Here is a 16,550-nt window from a genome sequence, read left to right as displayed (position 1 = left end):
GTCCGGCGCGGGTCAGTTGCCGTCGCGGGGGCCGGTCTGGCGGTAGGTGACCGCCGCGCTGGGCGGGACGAAGTCGCGGACGGGCTGGTCCTTGAGCGCGGTGAGGAGCACCCGGCCCACCGCGTCCACCATCCGGGCCTGCACCGCCTTGCCGACCGCGTCCCGCGGGTCGTCCGGGTTCGCCGCCATCGAGGCGATCGCGAGCTGCGGGGTGAACGCGACCACCGACTCGCTCTCGTACCCCTCCGAGCTGCCGGTCTTGCCGGCCACCGGGCGACCCAGCAGCGGCCGGAGCCGCTCCGCGGTGCCGCCGTTACAACGCTGGTACATGGTCTGGTCGCCGACCGGGCAGCGGGCCGCGTCCACCGCCGCCCGGGCCACGTCGGTGTCGACCACCTGCCGGCAGTCCGGGCGGCCGGCGGCCACCTCGTGCCCGGCGTTGTCGGTGATCGACACCACCGGCAGCGGCGCGCACCAGGTCCCCTCGGCGGCGACCGTGGCGTACGCGTTGGCCAGGTCGAGCGGGGTGGTCGAGGAGACCCCGAGGGTGAACGAGCCCCAGTTCCGCGCGCCGGAGCGGGCCAGCCGGGCGTCGTCCTCGGCCCGGAACCCGATGCCCAGCCGCTCGGCCATCTCCACCACCTTGTCCGCGCCGACCCGCTCGATCAGCCAGGCGAAGTAGGTGTTCACCGAGCGGCCGAAGGCGGTCCACATGGTGTGCCGCCCGTCCATCCAGTCCGGCGTGGCGTTGACCGGGCACCAGTTGCCGCCGCAGCTGGCCCGTCCCGCGTCGACCGGGAACCGGGTGACGATCCGGGTCGGGGCGTCGAAGCCGGTGTCCAGCGGCAGCCCGGACTCCAGGGCGGCCAGCATGGTGAAGAGCTTGAAGGTCGAGCCGCCCTGGTAGCCCTCGATGCCGCCGCCACCGGCGACGAGCTGGTTGACGGTGTTCGGGTGGTTCTTCTGGCCGCCGGGGTTGTCGGCCACGCTGTAGTTCCGGTTCACCGCCATCGCCAGCACCCGGCCGGTGCCGGGCTGGACCACCGCGGTCGGCACGGCCCGCCGGTCGGTGACGGGGTAGATGTCCAGCGCCTGCCGCAGGGTGGCCCGCTGCACGGCCGGGTCCAGCGACGAGACGATCCGGAAGCCACCCCGACGCAGGGTGTCCTGCCGCTCGGCGGCGGACGCGCCGAAGGCCGGCTGGGCGTTCCACCACTGGGTGAACCAGTCGCAGAAGAAGCCCCAGTCGCCCTGCTCCCGCGGCACCGCGGTGCAGTCGTTCGGGGTCTGGCTGGGGCGCAGTGACAACGGGCCGGTCTTCGCCTGCGCCGCCTCGGCCGTCGACACCTGCCCCGCGTCGACGAGCCGGTCCAGCACGTACGCCTTGCGGCGCAGCGCCGCGTCGGCGTCGCCGTTGATCGGGTCGTCGGTGTCCGGCGAGCGGACCAGACCGGCGAGCAGGGCCGCCTGGGGCAGCGTGAGGTTCGCCGGCGAGGTGGAGAAGTAGCGCTTGCTGGCGGCCGCGATGCCGTACGCCCCGGCGCCGAAGTAGGCGATGTTGAGGTAGCGCCGGAGGATCTCGTCCTTGTCCAGCTCGCGCTCCAGCGACAGGGCGTACCGCATCTCCCGCAGCTTGCGGGCGGCGGTGATCTCGGTGGCCGCGGTGCGCTGCTCCCGGGTCAGCCGGGGATCGCTGGCCAGCACGTTGCGCACGTACTGCATGGTCAGTGTGGAGGCGCCCTGCCGGGTCGTGCCGTCGCGCCGGTTGATCGTGAAGGCCCGGACCACGCCGCGCAGGTCGACGCCCCGGTGCTGGTAGAAGCGGGTGTCCTCGGCGGCCACGATGGCCTGGCGCATCACCGGCGCCACCTTGTCCAGCGGCACCTCGACGCGGTCCTCGGTGTAGAACGAGGTGATCAGGGTGCGGCCGTCGTTGGCGTACAGGTTCGACCGTTGCGCGGTGGGTGGCGTGCGCAGGCTCGACGGCAGCTCGGAGTAGGGCGCGGAGAGCGCGCCGAAGCCCAGCCCGAGCACCAGGGCGACCGGGAGGGCCGCCGCCGCCAGCACCAGCCCGGCGAGCACGCCGGCGATCACCACGGTGAACAACTTGTCGAGATGGGCCCGGATCATCAGTACTCCCCGCAGGAGCCGTCAGGACCAGTCCAGAATGACCCGGTATGCCCCTTCCGCCCTCATATTTCGCGAAACCCGGAGGAAATTCGCGAGCGGGACGCGGCGCGGAGCACCGGACACGCCGCCCGGTTCACCCGGGCGGGGGGTCAGGGCAGCAGCGCCGCGGTGAGCGGGTGCACGGTCTCCTCGATCTCGTCGGCCACCCGGCTGAAGCACTGGTCGCCCCGGCCCCACGGGTCGTCCAGGTCGTCGGAGTGCAGCGCGGAGGCGCCCTGCCGGGCCGCGTCGGCGGCCGCCACCAGGGCCACGCCCCGGGCGTACACCGCCTCGCCGGTGGCCTCCGCGGGCGGCAGGGCGGCGGCGTCCACCAGCCCGAGCAGCCGACCGAACTCGCCGAGCACGAAGGTGCGGGCCGCGGCGTCGGGACGCAGCGCCACCACGTACTCCTGCTGGTCGGCGGTGGCGGTGAGGACCAGGTCGGCGGCGTCGATCAGATCCGAGCGCAGCTTGCGGGCGGCGAAGCCGTCCACCTCACCGCCGCGCGAGAGCACCTGCCGGGCCGCCGGCGGGTTCATCTCCTCGCCGGCGTGCCAGCCGCCGGTGCCGGCGCTGTGGCTGTGCAGCAGCTCGTCGGAGCGGGTCGGGTCGACGCCGAGCCGGCCCAGCCGCTCCCGGACCGCGAGCACCAGCAGCCGCTCCGCCATCGGCGAGCGGCAGATGTTGCCCATGCACACGTGCAGGACGGTGAACGGCGGCACTCAGGCCCCCCGCTCGTCGAGGATGTCCGGCGCCACCTCGCGGAGCTTGTCCAGCCCGATCGCGCCCAGCCGGAGCACCCGCGGCAGCTCGCCGGTCAGGTCGACGATCGTGCTCGGCACCGGGTCCGGGCAGGGCCCGGCCTCCAGGTAGGCGCGCACCGAGTAGCCGAGCTGGTCGCGGGCCTCCTCGGCGGTCAGCGCGGCCGCCTGGCCCGCCTTGTTCGCCGAGGCCACCGCCATCGGGCCGGTCTCCCGCAGCACCTCCAGCGCCACCGGGTGCAGCGGCATCCGGACCGCCACCGTGCCGGTGGCGTCGCCCAGGTCCCAGGCCAGGCTCGGCGAGTGCTCCACCACGATGGTCAGCGCACCGGGCCAGAACGCCTCGACCAGGTCGCGCGCGGCGCGCGGCAGCGAGAAGACCAGGCCGTCCAGCGTGTGCCGGGAGCCGATCAGCACCGGCGGCGCCTGCCGGCTGCCGCCCTTGGCGTCCGCCAGGGCCTTGACCGCGTACGGGGTGAAGGCGTCCGCGCCGATCCCGTAGACCGTGTCGGTCGGCAGGACGACCAGCTCGCCGTTCTTGACCGCCTCGATGGCAGCGGCGATGCCGCGGTCCCGGTCGGCGGGCGACCGACAGTCGTAGAGCATCACGAGGAGCCAGTCTGCCACGCCGGGGCCACACCGGCGTGCGGGCCGTCCGCCCGCCGGGACGCGGTGGCGAAGCGGGACCGTCCCGCCAGGTCCCGGTGCTCCGTCACGTCGACGTACCGGCCGTCGGCGGCGAGCAGCGCCGGCACCGCCGCCCCGTGCGTGTCGTCGTGCTCCACGCCCAGCGCGCCGCCGGGGCGCAGCAGGTCCCCGGCGCGGGCCAGCACCGGCCGGATCACGCTCAACCCGTCCGTCCCGCCGAAGACCGCCTCGTCCGGATCGTGCCCGGCCACCTCCGGCGGTACGGCCACCGCCCGGGGCACGTACGGCGGGTTGCAGAGCAGCACGTCCACCTCGCCGACCAGCGTGGCCAGCAGCTCCGGGTCGGTGACGTCGGCGGCGACCACCTCGATCGGCCGGTCCCCGGCGGCGGCCCGCTCGGCGGCGTTGCGCCGCAGCCACTCCAGCGCGGCGGACGACCGCTCCACGGCCACCACCCGGGCGGCCGGCACCTCTTGGGCGACCGCGAGCGCGATCGCCCCCGAGCCGCTGCACAGGTCCACCACCAGCGGCGCCGGCCGGGTCCGGGCCACCTCGATCCCCCAGCCGGCGAGCAGCTCGGTCTCCGGCCGGGGCACGAAGACCCCCGGCCCGACCGCCAGCTCCAGGTGCCGGAACCCGGCCCGGCCGGTCAGATGCTGCAACGGCACCCGGTCGGCCCGGCGGGCGACCAGCGCCTCGAACCGCTCCCGCTGGGCGGCGGTGAAGCCGTCCGCCAGCGCCAGCCGGCCCCGGGGCACGTCCAGCACGTACGCGGCGAGCAGTTCCGCCTCGGCACGGGCCGACTCCACCCCGGCGGCGGTCAGGGCACGGGTGGCGCGGGCCACGGCGAGCGAGGGTCGCTCGCGTTCTGTCCCTTCGGAGGGGTGGCGCGGAAGGAAGGTCACGACATAATCATGAAGCGTCGCGGGTCACGTCACGAGCGGGTGCGGCCGGACGCACACCGACAGGAGGTTCGCAGGTGGCATGGCTCGACCGGGTCGATGACCAGGTTGACGCCCTCCGGCGTGCCCGGGCCCTGCAGGAGGCGAGCCGGTCCGCCGAGGCGTGCGGCCTGCTCGAATCGGTGCTGCGCAGCACCACCGACCCGAACACCCGCGCCGACGCGCTGGTGCAGCGCCTCTGCGCGCTGATCAATCTCGGTCGGACGGCGGAGTTCACCGGGGCCATCGAGGAGGCGTCCACCGCCGTCCGCGACCTGCCCGAGCCGTACCTGCACGGGCACCTCAACGCGCTGGCCGCGCTCGCCGCGCACCACCAGGGCGCGCTGGACCGGTGCGTCACCCACCTGGTGCGCGCCGCCCGGGCGCTGGGCGCGGCCGAGGAGCGGGACCGGGACACCGCCTGGGGCTGGCACGACCTGGCGATGGCCTACTCGTACCTCAGCTTCCACGGCTACGCGCTCGGCGCGATCGAGCGGGCCCGGCAGCACGGGCTGGCCGCCGGGCTCCCCGAGGAGGTCTTCGCCGCGCCGGGGATCCGGCTGCGCAACGCGGTCGCCCTGGACCACAACGGCGACAGTGACGGCTGCCTGCGGGTGCTCCGGGACATCGCCATCGACCTGAACCGGTTCGTCCGCGACGGCCGGAGCGAGCGGATCCGCCCCAGCAGCCTGGCCGCGTACGGCTACGCGGCGGCCCGCCGGGCCGCCCTCGGCGACCCGCTGGAGACCGGCACCAAGACCGACCCGGTCCGGCTGCTCGCCCACGGCGGCGACAGCGCCCGCGCCCGCGACATGCGGCAGCTCGGGCAGGTCTGCCTGGCCGTCGCCGACGGCCGGCCGATCGAGGCGATCACCCGGCTGGACACCGCGCTGGTCTCCAACGAGACGCTCGGCGCGGCCGAGCCGTCCCGGCTGCGCAGCATCGCGTACGCCCGGGCCGGCGACCACGTGGCGGCGCACCGGGCCGACCGGATGGCGTTCCGGCTGGCCGCCCAGCGCAACGACCGGCTGCGCGACGTGTACATCGACGGCATCGCCGCCCGGATCGACCACGAGGAGATGCGCCGCGAGGCCGCCCGGTACGAGGGCGAGGCGCTGACCGACCCGCTCACCGGCCTGCCGAACCGGCGCCGGCTGGAGCGCTACATCGCCTCGGTGACCGCCCGCGGCGAGCGGGTGGTGATCGGCGTCTGCGACCTGGACGGGTTCAAGGCGGTCAACACCACCCACGGCCACCACTCCGGAGACCTGGTCCTGCAACGGATCGCCGGGGTGATCAACCGGGTGATGCGCCGGGGCGACTTCGTGGCCCGCTACGGCGGGGACGAGTTCGTGGTGGTGCTCTCCGAGGCCGGGATGACCGAGGCGGCCGAGGTGGCCCGGCGGATCCACGCGGCGGTGCGCACCGAGGACTGGGAGTCGCTGGTGCCCGGCACCCCGGTCGGGGTGAGCATCGGCTTCGCCGAGGTCGACGGCGCCCACGGCGCCCTGCGTGACGCCCTCGGCACCGCCTTCGAGATCGCCGACCGCGAGATGCTCCGCGCCAAGACCCGCCCCCGCGCCTCCTGACCCGCCCCGCCCCCCGCGCCGCCCTCCCCGCGCCCGCGCGCCCCGCCCCGCTCGCGCCGCCCCCGCCGCGCGCTTGAGGCCTCTTTCAGAGAAAGCGTGGCTATTCGGCGCGGAATAGCCACGCTTTCTCTGAAAGTGCGTGGTGGATGGGCGGGTGGGGCGCCCGGTGGGGAGGTCGGGTCAGCGGCGGGTCAGTTCGGGGTCGCCGGCCAGGCGGGCGGCGCGGTCGGCCTCGGTGAGGGCGTCCAGGACGCCGTCCAGGTCGCCGGCGAGCGCCAGGTCGAGGTTGTACGCCGTGTAGCCGATCCGGTGGTCGGTGATCCGGTTCTGCGGGAAGTTGTAGGTGCGGATCCGCTCCGAGCGGTCCACCGTGCGCACCTGCGCCCTGCGGGCGTCGGAGGCGGCGGCGTCGGCCTGCTCCTGGGCGACGGCGAGCAGCCGGGCCCGCAGGATGCGCATCGCCTGCTCCCGGTTCTGCAGCTGGGACTTCTCGTTCTGGCAGGAGACCACCACGCCGGTCGGCAGGTGGGTGATCCGGACCGCCGAGTCGGTGGTGTTCACCGACTGGCCGCCCGGCCCGGACGAGCGGAACACGTCGATCCGCAGCTCGTTGGGGTCGATGGTGACGTCGACGTCCTCGGCCTCGGGCAGCACCAGCACGCCGGCGGCGCTGGTGTGGATGCGCCCCTGGGACTCGGTGACCGGCACGCGCTGCACCCGGTGCACGCCGCCCTCCCACTTCAGCCGCGACCAGACGCCGTTGCCGCCCTCCGGGACGCCCTTGGTCTTGATCGCCAGCGAGACGTCCTTGACCCCGCCCAGGTCGGAGTCCTGCGCGTCGATCACCTCGGTGAGCCAGCCGTGCCGCTCGGCGTACCGGGTGTACATCCGCAGCAGGTCGCCGGCGAAGAGCGCGGACTCCTCGCCACCCTCGCCGGCCTTGATCTCGATGATCACGTCCTTGGCGTCGTGCGGGTCGCGCGGGATCAGCAGCTCGGCCAGGCGCTCCTCCAGTGCCGGCAGGCTCGCCGCGATCGACTCCGCCTCCGCGGCGAAGGACGGGTCCTCGGCGGCCAGCTCCCGGGCCGCGGCCAGGTCGGCGCGGGCCTGCTCCAGCTCACCGGCGGCCTTGTGCAGCGGGACCAGCTCGGCGTACCGGCGGCCCACCCGACGGGCGGTGCCCTGGTCGGCGTGGATGGCCGGGTCGGCCAGCCGCTTCTCCAGCTCGGCGTACTCGTCGAGGAGGGAAGCCAGGCGCTCGCTGCTCATGCGGGGGATGCTCCTTCGACGGACGGACGGGCGTAACCGGGGGCGGAACGGACGAACGCCCGTGCCCGGCCGAAGCCGGACACGGGCGTCGTCGGTGGAGCTACTTGGCCTTCTTCGGCTGAACCTTGGCGTACTTCTGCTGGAACTTGGCGACCCGGCCGGCGGTGTCGAGGACGCGCTGCTTACCGGTGTAGAACGGGTGGCAGGCGCTGCAGGTCTCGACGTGGATCGAGCCGCCCTTGGCGGTGCTGCGGGTCGAGAAGGTGTTACCGCAGGAGCAGGAGACCTCGGTGGTCACGTACTCCGGGTGGATGTTGGGCTTCATGTCGCCTCGGTCCTTTCGTCGGTGGTCGCCGGGTCGCCGCTGATCTCCCCGTCGCCTGGTGCGCGACGGACTCGGGCGTGAACCGGAACCGGTGGCCGATTGACCAGTGTGCCACGGGCGTGAGCCGACCCGGCAGGCGGGCCGCACGATCGGTCCGGCAGTGGAAACGCCCGCCTCCCTGCTCGCATTCCCGCCACCGGGGACCAGCATTCCCGCCCCCGGCGTACGGTGGGATCGTGCCCGATTCGTCCCTGACCCGAGTGGGATGGGCAGGATGCCCCGACTGATCGCCACCCGCGGGCTGCCCGCCTCCGGCAAGACCAGTTTCGCCCGTACCCTGCAACCGGCCGTGGCCCGGGTGAACCGCGACGACCTGCGCCGGATGCTGCACGGTGAGCGGCTGTTCACCCAGCGGGCCGAGTACCAGGTGACGCTCGCCCAGCAGGCCCAGGTGGAGGCGCTGCTGCGGGCCGGGGTCAGCGTCTGCGTGGACGACACCAACCTGCGCTCGCGCACCCTGCGGGACTGGGCCGACCTGGCCGCCCGGTACGACGCGGACTTCGAGGTGCACGACTTCACCGACGTACCGCTGGACGAGTGCCTGCGCCGCGACGCCGTGCGGGCGGAGGCGGACCGGGTCGGCGAGTCGGCCATCCGTCGCCTGCACGACCGCTTCCTGGCCAACCGGCAGCTGCCGCTGCCGGTGCCGACGGCCCGCACCGGCCGGGCCGGCACGGTCGACGCGAGCCCGGCCGGCCCGCCGGAGATCGTGCTGGTGGACATCGACGGCACGGTCGCGCTGAACGTCTCCCGCAGCCCGTACGACATGACCCGGGTGGGCGAGGACGAGCCCAACGAGGCGGTGATCGCGGCGGTCCGGGCGATGCACGCCGCCGGGTACGGGGTGATCTTCTGCTCCGGACGCGACGCCACCGCCCGCGCCGCCACCGTGGCCTGGCTGGACCGGCACGTGCGGGTGCCGTACCTCGGTCTGCACCTGCGCGCGGTGGGCGACTCCCGCAAGGACGCCGTGGTGAAGCAGGAGATCTACGAGCGTGAGGTGCGCGACCGCTACCGGGTGGCCGGGGTCTTCGACGACCGGCAGCAGGTGGTGCGGATGTGGCGGTCGCTCGGGCTGACCGTCTTCCAGGTCGCCGAGGGCGACTTCTGAGACGCGCCGCCGGGCGGCCCTCGCCGAGGAGACCGACGACCGGGCCGGAGCGCACCGCCGGTCGGCCCCTCGCCGCAGGGGCCGACCGGCGGGCGGGATGCCCGGCGTACGCCGGGCCGGTCAGGCGGCGGGTGCCTCCCCAGGTGTCTCCGTCGCCGTCAGCGCGACCGTCGCCTCGACCCGGACGCCGTTCACGGTCACCGCGAGCAGCACCTGCGTGCCGGCCCGCAGCGCGGTCAGTTGCCCGGTGGCCGGGTCGAAGCGGGCCACGTGCCAGGGCCGCAGGCCGCCGGGGCTTCCGATGTGGACGTTCGGCGAGGCGGACCAGTCGGCGCTGACCGGCGCCGCCACGGGGACGGTACGGCCGCCCGGCTGGGTCAGCGTCGCGGTCACCGTGGCCGGCGTCCCCACCGGCACGGCGGCCGGCGCGCTCACCGCGAGCCGGTCGGTGTGGGCGTGGAACTCCGCGGCGACCCAGCGCGGCCCCTCGACCAGCGGATCCCGGCGGGCCCGGTCGGCCTCGGCCGGGGTCACCGGGTCCACGCCGAACTCGGTCCAGCCGGTGAAGCCGCCGAGCTGCGGCGGCGTCGACGGGTTCTTGCCCGAGTTGCCGTTGATCACGTACGGCACGCCGTCCACCCGGTCGGCGTGGAAGGTGCCGACGTGCCCGCCGACGAACAGGGCGCCCTTGCCGGTGCGGTGCTGGAAGTCGGCCAGCCACTGCTCCAGCAGCGCCGCCTCCTTGCGGTCGCCGAGCTGACTGGCCTTGGCGGGGCTCGGGTCGCGGGGCGGGTGGTGGTGCAGTACCACCACCGAACCGACCGCCGGGTCGGCGGCGGCCGAGTCGAGCGCCTCGCGCAGCATCCGGACCTGGTCGAAGCCACCACCGCGCAGCGACCCGGTGGACGAGTTCAGCGTGACGAACCGGGTGCCCTCGTGGTCGAAGACCCGCTGGGTGTCGCCGAAGACGGCGCGGAAGTTGTCGATCGGCGCGCCCATGATCTCGTGGTTGCCCGGGACGTAGTACCAGGGCAGCTCGCCGCCCAGTTCCTCGTCCAGCAGCCGCTTCGCCAGCGCGAAGTCCGCCGGGTACGCGGTGTCCACGAAGTCGCCGTTGATCACCAGGAAGTCCGGCTTCGCCGCCTTGACCTCGCGCAGCGTACGGCGGGCCTGGGCGACCAGGTCGCTGTCCGGGTCGGCGGCGACGAACTGGGCGTCGGACATCACCGCGAAGCGCCAGGGCGCGCCGTCCACCGTGCCGTCGCGCAGCACCACCCGATCGGTACGGGGCGGCTCGGCCGGCGCGTCGAGGGTGGGCGGCACCTTCGCCACCAGGTCGTCGATGATGACCTCGCTGGTGTACTGCGCCGCCGGGTTGGTCTCCGCCACGTAGAACCGGCGGACCCGCACCGGGTACTGCACGCCAGGCGGCACCGCGAACTCGACGTACTTCCAGCCCTTCCAGGTGACCAGCGGGCCGCGCAGCACGTGCTGGGTGTCCTGCGCGTCGTGCAGGTGCAGGCTGGGCCACTCGCCGGTGCCGTTGCCGTGGATCCACATGCCGAACGCCTGCGGCTGGCCGGGCACCGCGATCCAGGCCGGCGGGTCGGCGTAGGCGGCCCGGGTGCCGGTGGACTGGCTGAAGTCGTACGTCATCCGCAGGCCGGTGCCGGTGTGCCCCGGCGCCGGGGCGACCGCGCCGCTGGCCCGGGCCTGGCTGAACCTCCAGGAGGCCGCGTCGTCGAAGCCGGCCACCGGCACGTCGGTCAGCCCGACGGTCACCGGCAGTACCGTGGCGTGCCGGCCGACGTGGACGGTGACCAGGGCGGAGCCGCTGTCGCCGAGGGCCTTGACCGACAGGTTGCCGTCGGCGGTGGGGGTGACCGCCAGCAGCTTCGGGTCGTACTCCAGCTTCAGGTCGGCCGGCTCGATCGGCGCGGTGTTGCCCTCGGCGTCGTAGCCGACCACGCCGAACAGCCCGCTGTCGCCGGCCCGGTTCAGGCCGACCCGGTCCACGGTGGAGTCGACCCGGGCCAGCGGGCCGAGCACGGTCAGCTCGACCGTGCCCCGGGCATCGCCGCGCCAGGCGGTGACGGTGCTGCGGCCGGGTGCGCCGGCTCGGAAGAGCCCGTCGGCCACGGTGCCCTGCGCCGCCGGGTTCGCCCGCCACGTCGGCGCGCCCTCCGCCGGGCCGTACGTCTCGTCGTGGCCCGCGGCGGTCAGCCGGCGGGTCAGTCCGGGGAAGACCCGGTCGGGCCGGCCGCCCCGCACCGGCGCGACGCCCGGCGCGGCGGTCGGGTCGCTCGCGGTCTCCAGCCAGTACCCGGTGAGCCGCCCGCTGCCCTCAGGGGCGTAGACCGCCAGCCCGTTGGGGACCGGGCGCTCGGTGCCGTCGGAGGGGCTGTTCTCCACCTGCACGGCCGCCGCGCCGGGCTCCCGGGCGAGCAGGGTGGACGAGCCGCCCCCGTCCAGGTTGAGCGCGTGGTACGCGCCCAGCCCGGCCATCATCTCGCCCATCTCGGTCTGCGTGACGCCCCGGCTGTCCAGCTGACGCCCGTCCACGGTGAGCAGGATCATCCGCCGCCCGTCGGCGGAGAAGCCGACGGCGGTGCGCGGGGCCAGGGTCGGGTCGGCGATGGTCTGCACCGCCCCGTCGCGGACCAGGACGTTGCCGCCGCCCACGGCGGCGCGCAGTTCGCCGCCCTCGGAGGGCTTCGGCTTCCAGGTCAGGTCGATCGGGTCGCCGGGGCGCAGGGCGGCCAGGGCGTCCGCGCCGGCGTCCCGGCCGAGCAGCACGGTGGTCCCGGCCGGAATCGGCCCCTCGCCCGCCGCGGCGCCGACGGTGGCCACCCGGCCGTCCCGGACCGCCACCTCGGTGACCCGGGCCGCCCCGTCGACGGCCCGCCGCCGGGGGTACGACCCCCAGAGCGCGGTGAACACGCCGACGCCGTTGGCCTGCACCATGTTGTTGAACTGGGTCAGGGTGACCGGGCCGGTCGGCAGCGTCGCGGTGCCGTCGAAGTGCACCTGGACCACCCGGCCGAGGCCGTCGCCGGTGATCGCGGCCGCGTTGTGGTGGCCGGCGATCGGCGACTGGATCAGTTCGCCGGCGCGGATGCCGACGCCCTGCGCGGCACCGGAGTTGTTGATGTCGAAGAAGTCGCCGTTGACGGCGGCGACGGCCCGGGACCTGTCGACCGCGCCGCGCAACGGCTCGGCCCGGGCCACCTCCCCGGAGTTGACGTAGTCGACCGTCAGCCCGCCGCCCAGGTCGGCGGTGAGCGCGTCGGCGCGCAGCCAGCCGGCGGCGTCGTACCGGTCGAAGGAGGTGAGGTCGAGCCCCGGCGCGACCGGGCGGGTGGTCCGGGCGGTCTCCAGTCCGTCGGCCGGCGCGACGCCGGCCGGGGCGAGCGCCACCGCGGCGGCCGGGTACGACGAGGCGCGGGGGGCGTCCTCGGCGGCGGTGCCGGCGGCGGGCGGCGCGGCGGACGCCGGGACGGCCCCGGCGAGCGCGAGCAGCGGCGTCAACAGCAGGACGCCGGGAAGGCGGGCGGTTCGGCTGCGGGTACGCATGGACGACAGTCAACCCGGCCGTGAACAGAAGTTTCAATACCCGGGGACTGAATTGAAGGAAAATTCCAAATCCCGCCGGCCCGGGATACGACGAAGGGCACGGCCGATGCGGCCGTGCCCTTCGCGGGTCTCACCCGGGTGAGGTCACTCCCCCGGGGTCGACTTGGCGATCTGCATCAGGAACTCGATGTTGGTACGGGACTTCTTGAGCCGGTCCAGCAGGAGGTCCAGCGCCGCCTGGGAGTCCAGCGAGTGCAGCACCTTGCGGAGCTTGTGGATGATGGCCAGCTCCTCCGGCGAGAGCAGGATCTCCTCCTTGCGGGTGCTGGACGCACTGACGTCAACGGCCGGGAAGGTCCGCTTGTCGGCGATCTTCCGGTCCAGCTTCAGCTCCGCGTTACCGGTGCCCTTGAACTCCTCGAAGATGACCGTGTCCGCCATGGACCCGGTCTCCACCAGCGCGGTGGCGAGGATGGTCAGCGAGCCGCCGTTCTCGATGTTGCGGGCCGCGCCGAGGAAGCGCTTCGGCGGGTAGAGCGCGGTGGAGTCGATACCACCCGACATGATCCGGCCGCTGGCCGGCGCCGCCAGGTTGTACGACCGGCCGAGCCGGGTCACCGAGTCGAGCAGCACGACCACGTCGTGCCCCAGCTCGACCAGGCGCTTGGCCCGCTCGATCGCCAGCTCGGCCACCGTGGTGTGGTCCTGCGGCGGACGGTCGAACGTGGCCGCGATGACCTCGCCCTTGACCGTGCGCTGCATGTCGGTGACCTCTTCGGGCCGCTCGTCCACCAGCACCACCATCAGGTGGCACTCCGGGTTGTTGTGCGTGATGGCGTTCGCGATCGCCTGCAGCACCATGGTCTTACCGGCCTTCGGCGGCGACACGATCAGCGCCCGCTGCCCCTTGCCGATGGGCATGACCAGGTCGATCACCCGGGTGGTGAGGATGTGCGGCTCGGTCTCCAGCCGCAGCCGCTCCTGCGGGTACAGCGGAGTGAGCTTGTAGAACTCGGGACGACGCTTGGCCTCGTCCAGCTCCATGCCGTTGATGGTGTCCAGCCGGACCAGCGGGTTGTACTTGTCCCGCCGCTGTTCACCGTCACGAGCGGAGGCCCGCACCGCACCGGTGATCGCGTCACCGCGGCGCAGCCCGTACTTCTTGATCTGGGACATCGAGACGTAGACGTCGTTCGGGCCGGCCAGGTAGCCGGTGGTCCGGACGAAGGCGTAGTTGTCGAGGATGTCGACGATGCCGGCCACCGGGACGAGCACGTCGTCCTCGCTGACCTGCGGCTCGCGACCGCCCTCGCGACCGCCCTCGCGGCCACCGTCGCCGCCCTCGGCACGCTCGCCGCGGCCACGCCGACGGTCGCGGAACCGGCTGCGCCGGCCACGCCGGCCGCCGCCCTCGCCGTCCTCGTCGGTGTCGTTGTCGCGCTGGGCCCGGTCGCCACCGCGGTCGTTGCGGTCGCCCCGGTCGGTGCGGTCACGCTCGGCCCGCTCACCGCGGTCGTTGCGCTCGCCGCGCTCGGCCCGGTCGCCACGGTCGGCCCGCTCGTTGCGGTCACCGCGCTCGGCCCGGTCACCGCGCTCGGCACGCTCACCGCGCTCGGCACGCTCACCGCGCTCGGCCCGCTCACCGCGCTCGGCACGCTCACCGCGCTCGGCACGCTCGCCGCGCTCGGCACGCTCGGCCCGGTCACCGCGGTCACCGCGGTCACCGCGCTCGGCACGCTCGCCGCGCTCGGCCCGGTCCCGGCCCTCGCCGCGCTCGGCACGCTCGCCGGTCTCGACGGGAGCAGCCTCCTCCGTCCGCGCCTCGACGGGACGGCCCTCGGCGGGACGGCCCTCGGCGGGACGGCCCTCGGCGGCGGCCCGGCTGCGCCGGGTCCGGGTACGGCCCTCGGCCTCGCCGGCGGCGGCCGGTGCGGCGGCAGCCTGCTCGGCAGCCCGCTCACCGGTCTCGCGAACCTCGGCGTGCACCTCTTCACGGGCGGGGGCGGCCGCAGCCGCAACCTCGGCCCGCGGTCGAGGGGTGCCGGCGCCGCCCTGCTGCCGCTCGGTGATCGCGCTGATCAGTTCGCCCTTGCGCATACGCGCCGTCCCGGAGATGCCGAGCGACGCGGCCAGGCTCTGCAGCTCTGGCAGCAGCATCGCCGACAGGCCGGTGCCGCTGCGTCGACGACGGGCGGGGGCAGCGGTGGTGGCATCGCCAGCGACGTTGGAAACATCCGACGTCACGTCGGTGGTGTCGCTCAATGGATTCCTTCCCTCGATAGGCCGGGACTGCCCGGAGTCGACAAGCTCAGGTGGCCGGGCGGCCTCGGTGCACCCGCCTCGCATGGACACGTCGCGGGAGTCTGTGGCACAGCAGCTGGTCGGTTTCCCGACTCACCAGCATCGGTGAGCAGGTCTCGCCGTCTGCGGCGACCTGTGGAAACTGCGGTGCGGCGTGGGCCTTGGCAGGGGTGACGGGCTTACCGCCGAGAGCTTCGGGGGTGCGCCGACCCGCAGGGAGATCGCATGCTTCGCGGCTGTGCTAAGTCTAGAGCGTAATCAACTCTTCCGACCTGCGGCAACAGGGTCCCGCTCGGCGTGTCCCAGTCTACCCCGCGCGACCGTTGCGCCGCGCACCTCTACCGACAACCGCCAGACCTGCCAGTCTGTTCCCGCCTGGAAGCCGCTCGGCGGCTCGCCGAGCGCCAGCACGGTCGGCCCCGCCCCACTGACCACAGCCGCCACATCCGCCGCACGTAGCGCGCTGACCAGGGCCGCCGTCCCCGGCATCCCGGGTGCCCGGTAGTCCTGGTGCAGCCGGTCGACGGTCGCCGGCAGCAGCAACGCCGGCTCGGCGGTCAGGGCGTGCACCAGCAGCGCGGCCCGGCCGGCGTTCTGCGCGGCGTCGGCATGCGGAACGGTCACCGGCAGCGCCGCCCGGGCGGTCGCGGTCAGCCCGCGCTCGGCCGGGACGAAGACGGTGGGCCGGATCCCCCCGGCGACGGGCAGCGACACCGCCCGCGCGCCGCCGGGCTCCGTCCAGGCCACGGTGAAGCCGCCCAGCAGGCAGGGGGCCACGTTGTCCGGATGGCCCTCGATCTCGGCGGTCAGCCGGAGCACCGCGTCGTCGTCGAGTCGCTCCGGCCCGTCGGTGACCAACGCACGGGCCAGCAGCACCCCGGCCACGATCGCCGCCGAGGAGGAGCCCAGGCCACGGGCCTGCGGGATCCGGTTGACGCACTCCAGCGCCAGCCCCGGCGGCTGAGCGCCGAGCACGTCGAAGGTGGCGCGCATGGCGCGGGCCACCAGGTGCCGGTCGTCCGCCGGCAGTTCACCGGCGCCCTCGCCGGTCACCGACACCCGTACGCCGCCCGAGGTCACCTCGGCCGCCACGTCGTCATGCAGCCCGAGGGCGAGGCCCAGCGCGTCGAAGCCCGGGCCCAGGTTGGCGCTGGTGGCGGGCACCCGGACACGGACCGGCCCGGCGGCGAAAGTCAACGGCACCGGCTCATGCTAGGGCCCGGGACCGACGTGGCGGGGTTCCGCCCGGAGCGTGGGAACTGATCATCTCGGCTAGCCTGACCCGACTTACGGTCAGACGGAGGCGGAATGGAACTCTTCGGTTTCTCGATCCTGCAGATCGGCGGGGAACTGCCCACCCTGGCCGTGCTGGTGACCGGCCTGGTGCTGGCCGTGGCGCGCCGCGGCCGGCTGCCCCACCGGGCCCGGGCGCTGATGATCTCGGGCATTGCGGTGCTGCTGGCGGTCAGCCTGCTCAGTCTGACCTTGAACCTCGTCCTGCCGCACCTGCTCGATGTCGGCTGGGCCGGTGGCGGCGGGTACCGCAGGTTACGGCTGTTCAGCCTCGCCGTCGGTGTGCTGTGGGCGATCGGATATCCGGTCGGGCTCGGCCTGCTCGTCGCCGCGGCGCTTGCCGGCCGGCCGATCGCCGCGCCCGCCGTCGACTGGGCGGGCTGGACGCCGCCGGCCGGGGACGACGAGGGCCAGCCCGACCCCGCCCCGCAATCGCCGGCTCCCCCCGCCACCCAGTGGGGCGGCTCCGACCTCCCCGCGCCCCCGGCCACGCAGGACCGGACCTGATCC

At 74.4% G+C, this 16,550-nt stretch carries 12 protein-coding genes; 3 read left to right on the top strand and 9 right to left on the bottom strand.

The window, feature by feature from the left end; genetic code table 11:
• Positions 1-12: 12 nt before the first annotated feature.
• The 4 genes from M2302_RS00545 to prmC form a co-directional block, all read right to left on the bottom strand.
• Positions 13-2,130, bottom strand: a complete 2,118-nt coding sequence (locus M2302_RS00545) for a transglycosylase domain-containing protein (RefSeq protein WP_280835994.1) — start codon at positions 2,128-2,130, stop codon at positions 13-15.
• 149 nt (positions 2,131-2,279) lie between these two features.
• Complete coding sequence (locus M2302_RS00540) at positions 2,280-2,891, bottom strand: phosphotyrosine protein phosphatase (protein ID WP_280835993.1); 612 nt, start codon at positions 2,889-2,891, stop codon at positions 2,280-2,282.
• Positions 2,892-3,536: an L-threonylcarbamoyladenylate synthase gene (locus tag M2302_RS00535; RefSeq protein ID WP_280836236.1), complete on the bottom strand. Its 645-nt coding sequence runs from the start codon at positions 3,534-3,536 to the stop codon at positions 2,892-2,894.
• A complete protein-coding gene (prmC, locus tag M2302_RS00530) occupies positions 3,536-4,483 on the bottom strand; it encodes a peptide chain release factor N(5)-glutamine methyltransferase (protein ID WP_280835992.1) in 948 nt (315 codons plus the stop codon). The genes M2302_RS00535 and prmC overlap by 1 nt, the downstream gene beginning before the upstream one ends.
• A gap of 74 nt (positions 4,484-4,557) precedes the next feature.
• Here prmC and M2302_RS00525 point away from each other — a divergent pair, with 74 nt between their 5' ends.
• Complete coding sequence (locus tag M2302_RS00525; RefSeq protein ID WP_280835991.1) at positions 4,558-6,108, top strand: GGDEF domain-containing protein; 1,551 nt, start codon at positions 4,558-4,560, stop codon at positions 6,106-6,108.
• 180 nt (positions 6,109-6,288) lie between these two features.
• Here the strand turns inward: M2302_RS00525 and prfA are convergent, their stop codons facing one another.
• Together prfA and rpmE are read right to left on the bottom strand one after the other, a co-directional pair.
• Positions 6,289-7,377 carry a peptide chain release factor 1 gene (gene prfA, locus M2302_RS00520; protein WP_280835990.1) on the bottom strand — a complete coding sequence of 363 codons (1,089 nt, stop codon included), beginning with the start codon at positions 7,375-7,377 and terminating at the stop codon, positions 6,289-6,291.
• A gap of 100 nt (positions 7,378-7,477) precedes the next feature.
• Positions 7,478-7,702, bottom strand: a complete 225-nt coding sequence (gene rpmE / locus M2302_RS00515; protein WP_280835989.1) for a 50S ribosomal protein L31 — start codon at positions 7,700-7,702, stop codon at positions 7,478-7,480.
• A 274-nt stretch (positions 7,703-7,976) separates the two neighbouring features.
• Between rpmE and M2302_RS00510 the strand changes: the two genes are divergently transcribed.
• Complete coding sequence (locus M2302_RS00510; protein WP_280835988.1) at positions 7,977-8,873, top strand: AAA family ATPase; 897 nt, start codon at positions 7,977-7,979, stop codon at positions 8,871-8,873.
• Positions 8,874-8,993: 120 nt separating this feature from the next.
• Here the strand turns inward: M2302_RS00510 and M2302_RS00505 are convergent, their stop codons facing one another.
• The 3 genes from M2302_RS00505 to thrB form a co-directional block, all read right to left on the bottom strand.
• Positions 8,994-12,446 (bottom strand): phosphodiester glycosidase family protein, encoded by a 3,453-nt coding sequence (locus M2302_RS00505; protein WP_280835987.1) that lies wholly within the window; start codon positions 12,444-12,446, stop codon positions 8,994-8,996.
• A gap of 144 nt (positions 12,447-12,590) precedes the next feature.
• Entirely contained in the window at positions 12,591-14,708 is a 2,118-nt protein-coding gene (gene rho, locus M2302_RS00500; RefSeq protein WP_280835986.1) for a transcription termination factor Rho, read from the bottom strand.
• 297 nt (positions 14,709-15,005) lie between these two features.
• Positions 15,006-15,950: a homoserine kinase gene (thrB, locus tag M2302_RS00495; protein ID WP_280835985.1), complete on the bottom strand. Its 945-nt coding sequence runs from the start codon at positions 15,948-15,950 to the stop codon at positions 15,006-15,008.
• 105 nt (positions 15,951-16,055) lie between these two features.
• On the opposite strand from thrB, the gene M2302_RS00490 reads away from it, so the two are divergent.
• Complete coding sequence (locus tag M2302_RS00490) at positions 16,056-16,547, top strand: hypothetical protein (protein WP_280835984.1); 492 nt, start codon at positions 16,056-16,058, stop codon at positions 16,545-16,547.
• Positions 16,548-16,550 lie beyond the last annotated feature (3 nt).

It is taken from the genome of Micromonospora sp. A200, assembly GCF_029893845.1.
In the GTDB taxonomy this organism is placed as follows: Bacteria; Actinomycetota; Actinomycetes; order Mycobacteriales; family Micromonosporaceae; genus Micromonospora; species Micromonospora purpureochromogenes.
Note: the sequence above shows the minus strand (reverse complement) of the source record. Positions and strands in the feature narration are given on the sequence as shown.

Coding starts and splice junctions, on each gene's coding strand:
- M2302_RS00545 (WP_280835994.1), bottom strand. CDS start 2,130: ATGATCCGGGCCCATCTCGACAAGTTGTTCACCGTGGTGATCGCCGGC.
- M2302_RS00535 (WP_280836236.1), bottom strand. CDS start 3,536: ATGCTCTACGACTGTCGGTCGCCCGCCGACCGGGACCGCGGCATCGCC.
- prfA (WP_280835990.1), bottom strand. CDS start 7,377: ATGAGCAGCGAGCGCCTGGCTTCCCTCCTCGACGAGTACGCCGAGCTG.
- rpmE (WP_280835989.1), bottom strand. CDS start 7,702: ATGAAGCCCAACATCCACCCGGAGTACGTGACCACCGAGGTCTCCTGC.
- M2302_RS00510 (WP_280835988.1), top strand. CDS start 7,977: ATGCCCCGACTGATCGCCACCCGCGGGCTGCCCGCCTCCGGCAAGACC.
- M2302_RS00505 (WP_280835987.1), bottom strand. CDS start 12,446: ATGCGTACCCGCAGCCGAACCGCCCGCCTTCCCGGCGTCCTGCTGTTG.
- M2302_RS00490 (WP_280835984.1), top strand. CDS start 16,056: ATGGAACTCTTCGGTTTCTCGATCCTGCAGATCGGCGGGGAACTGCCC.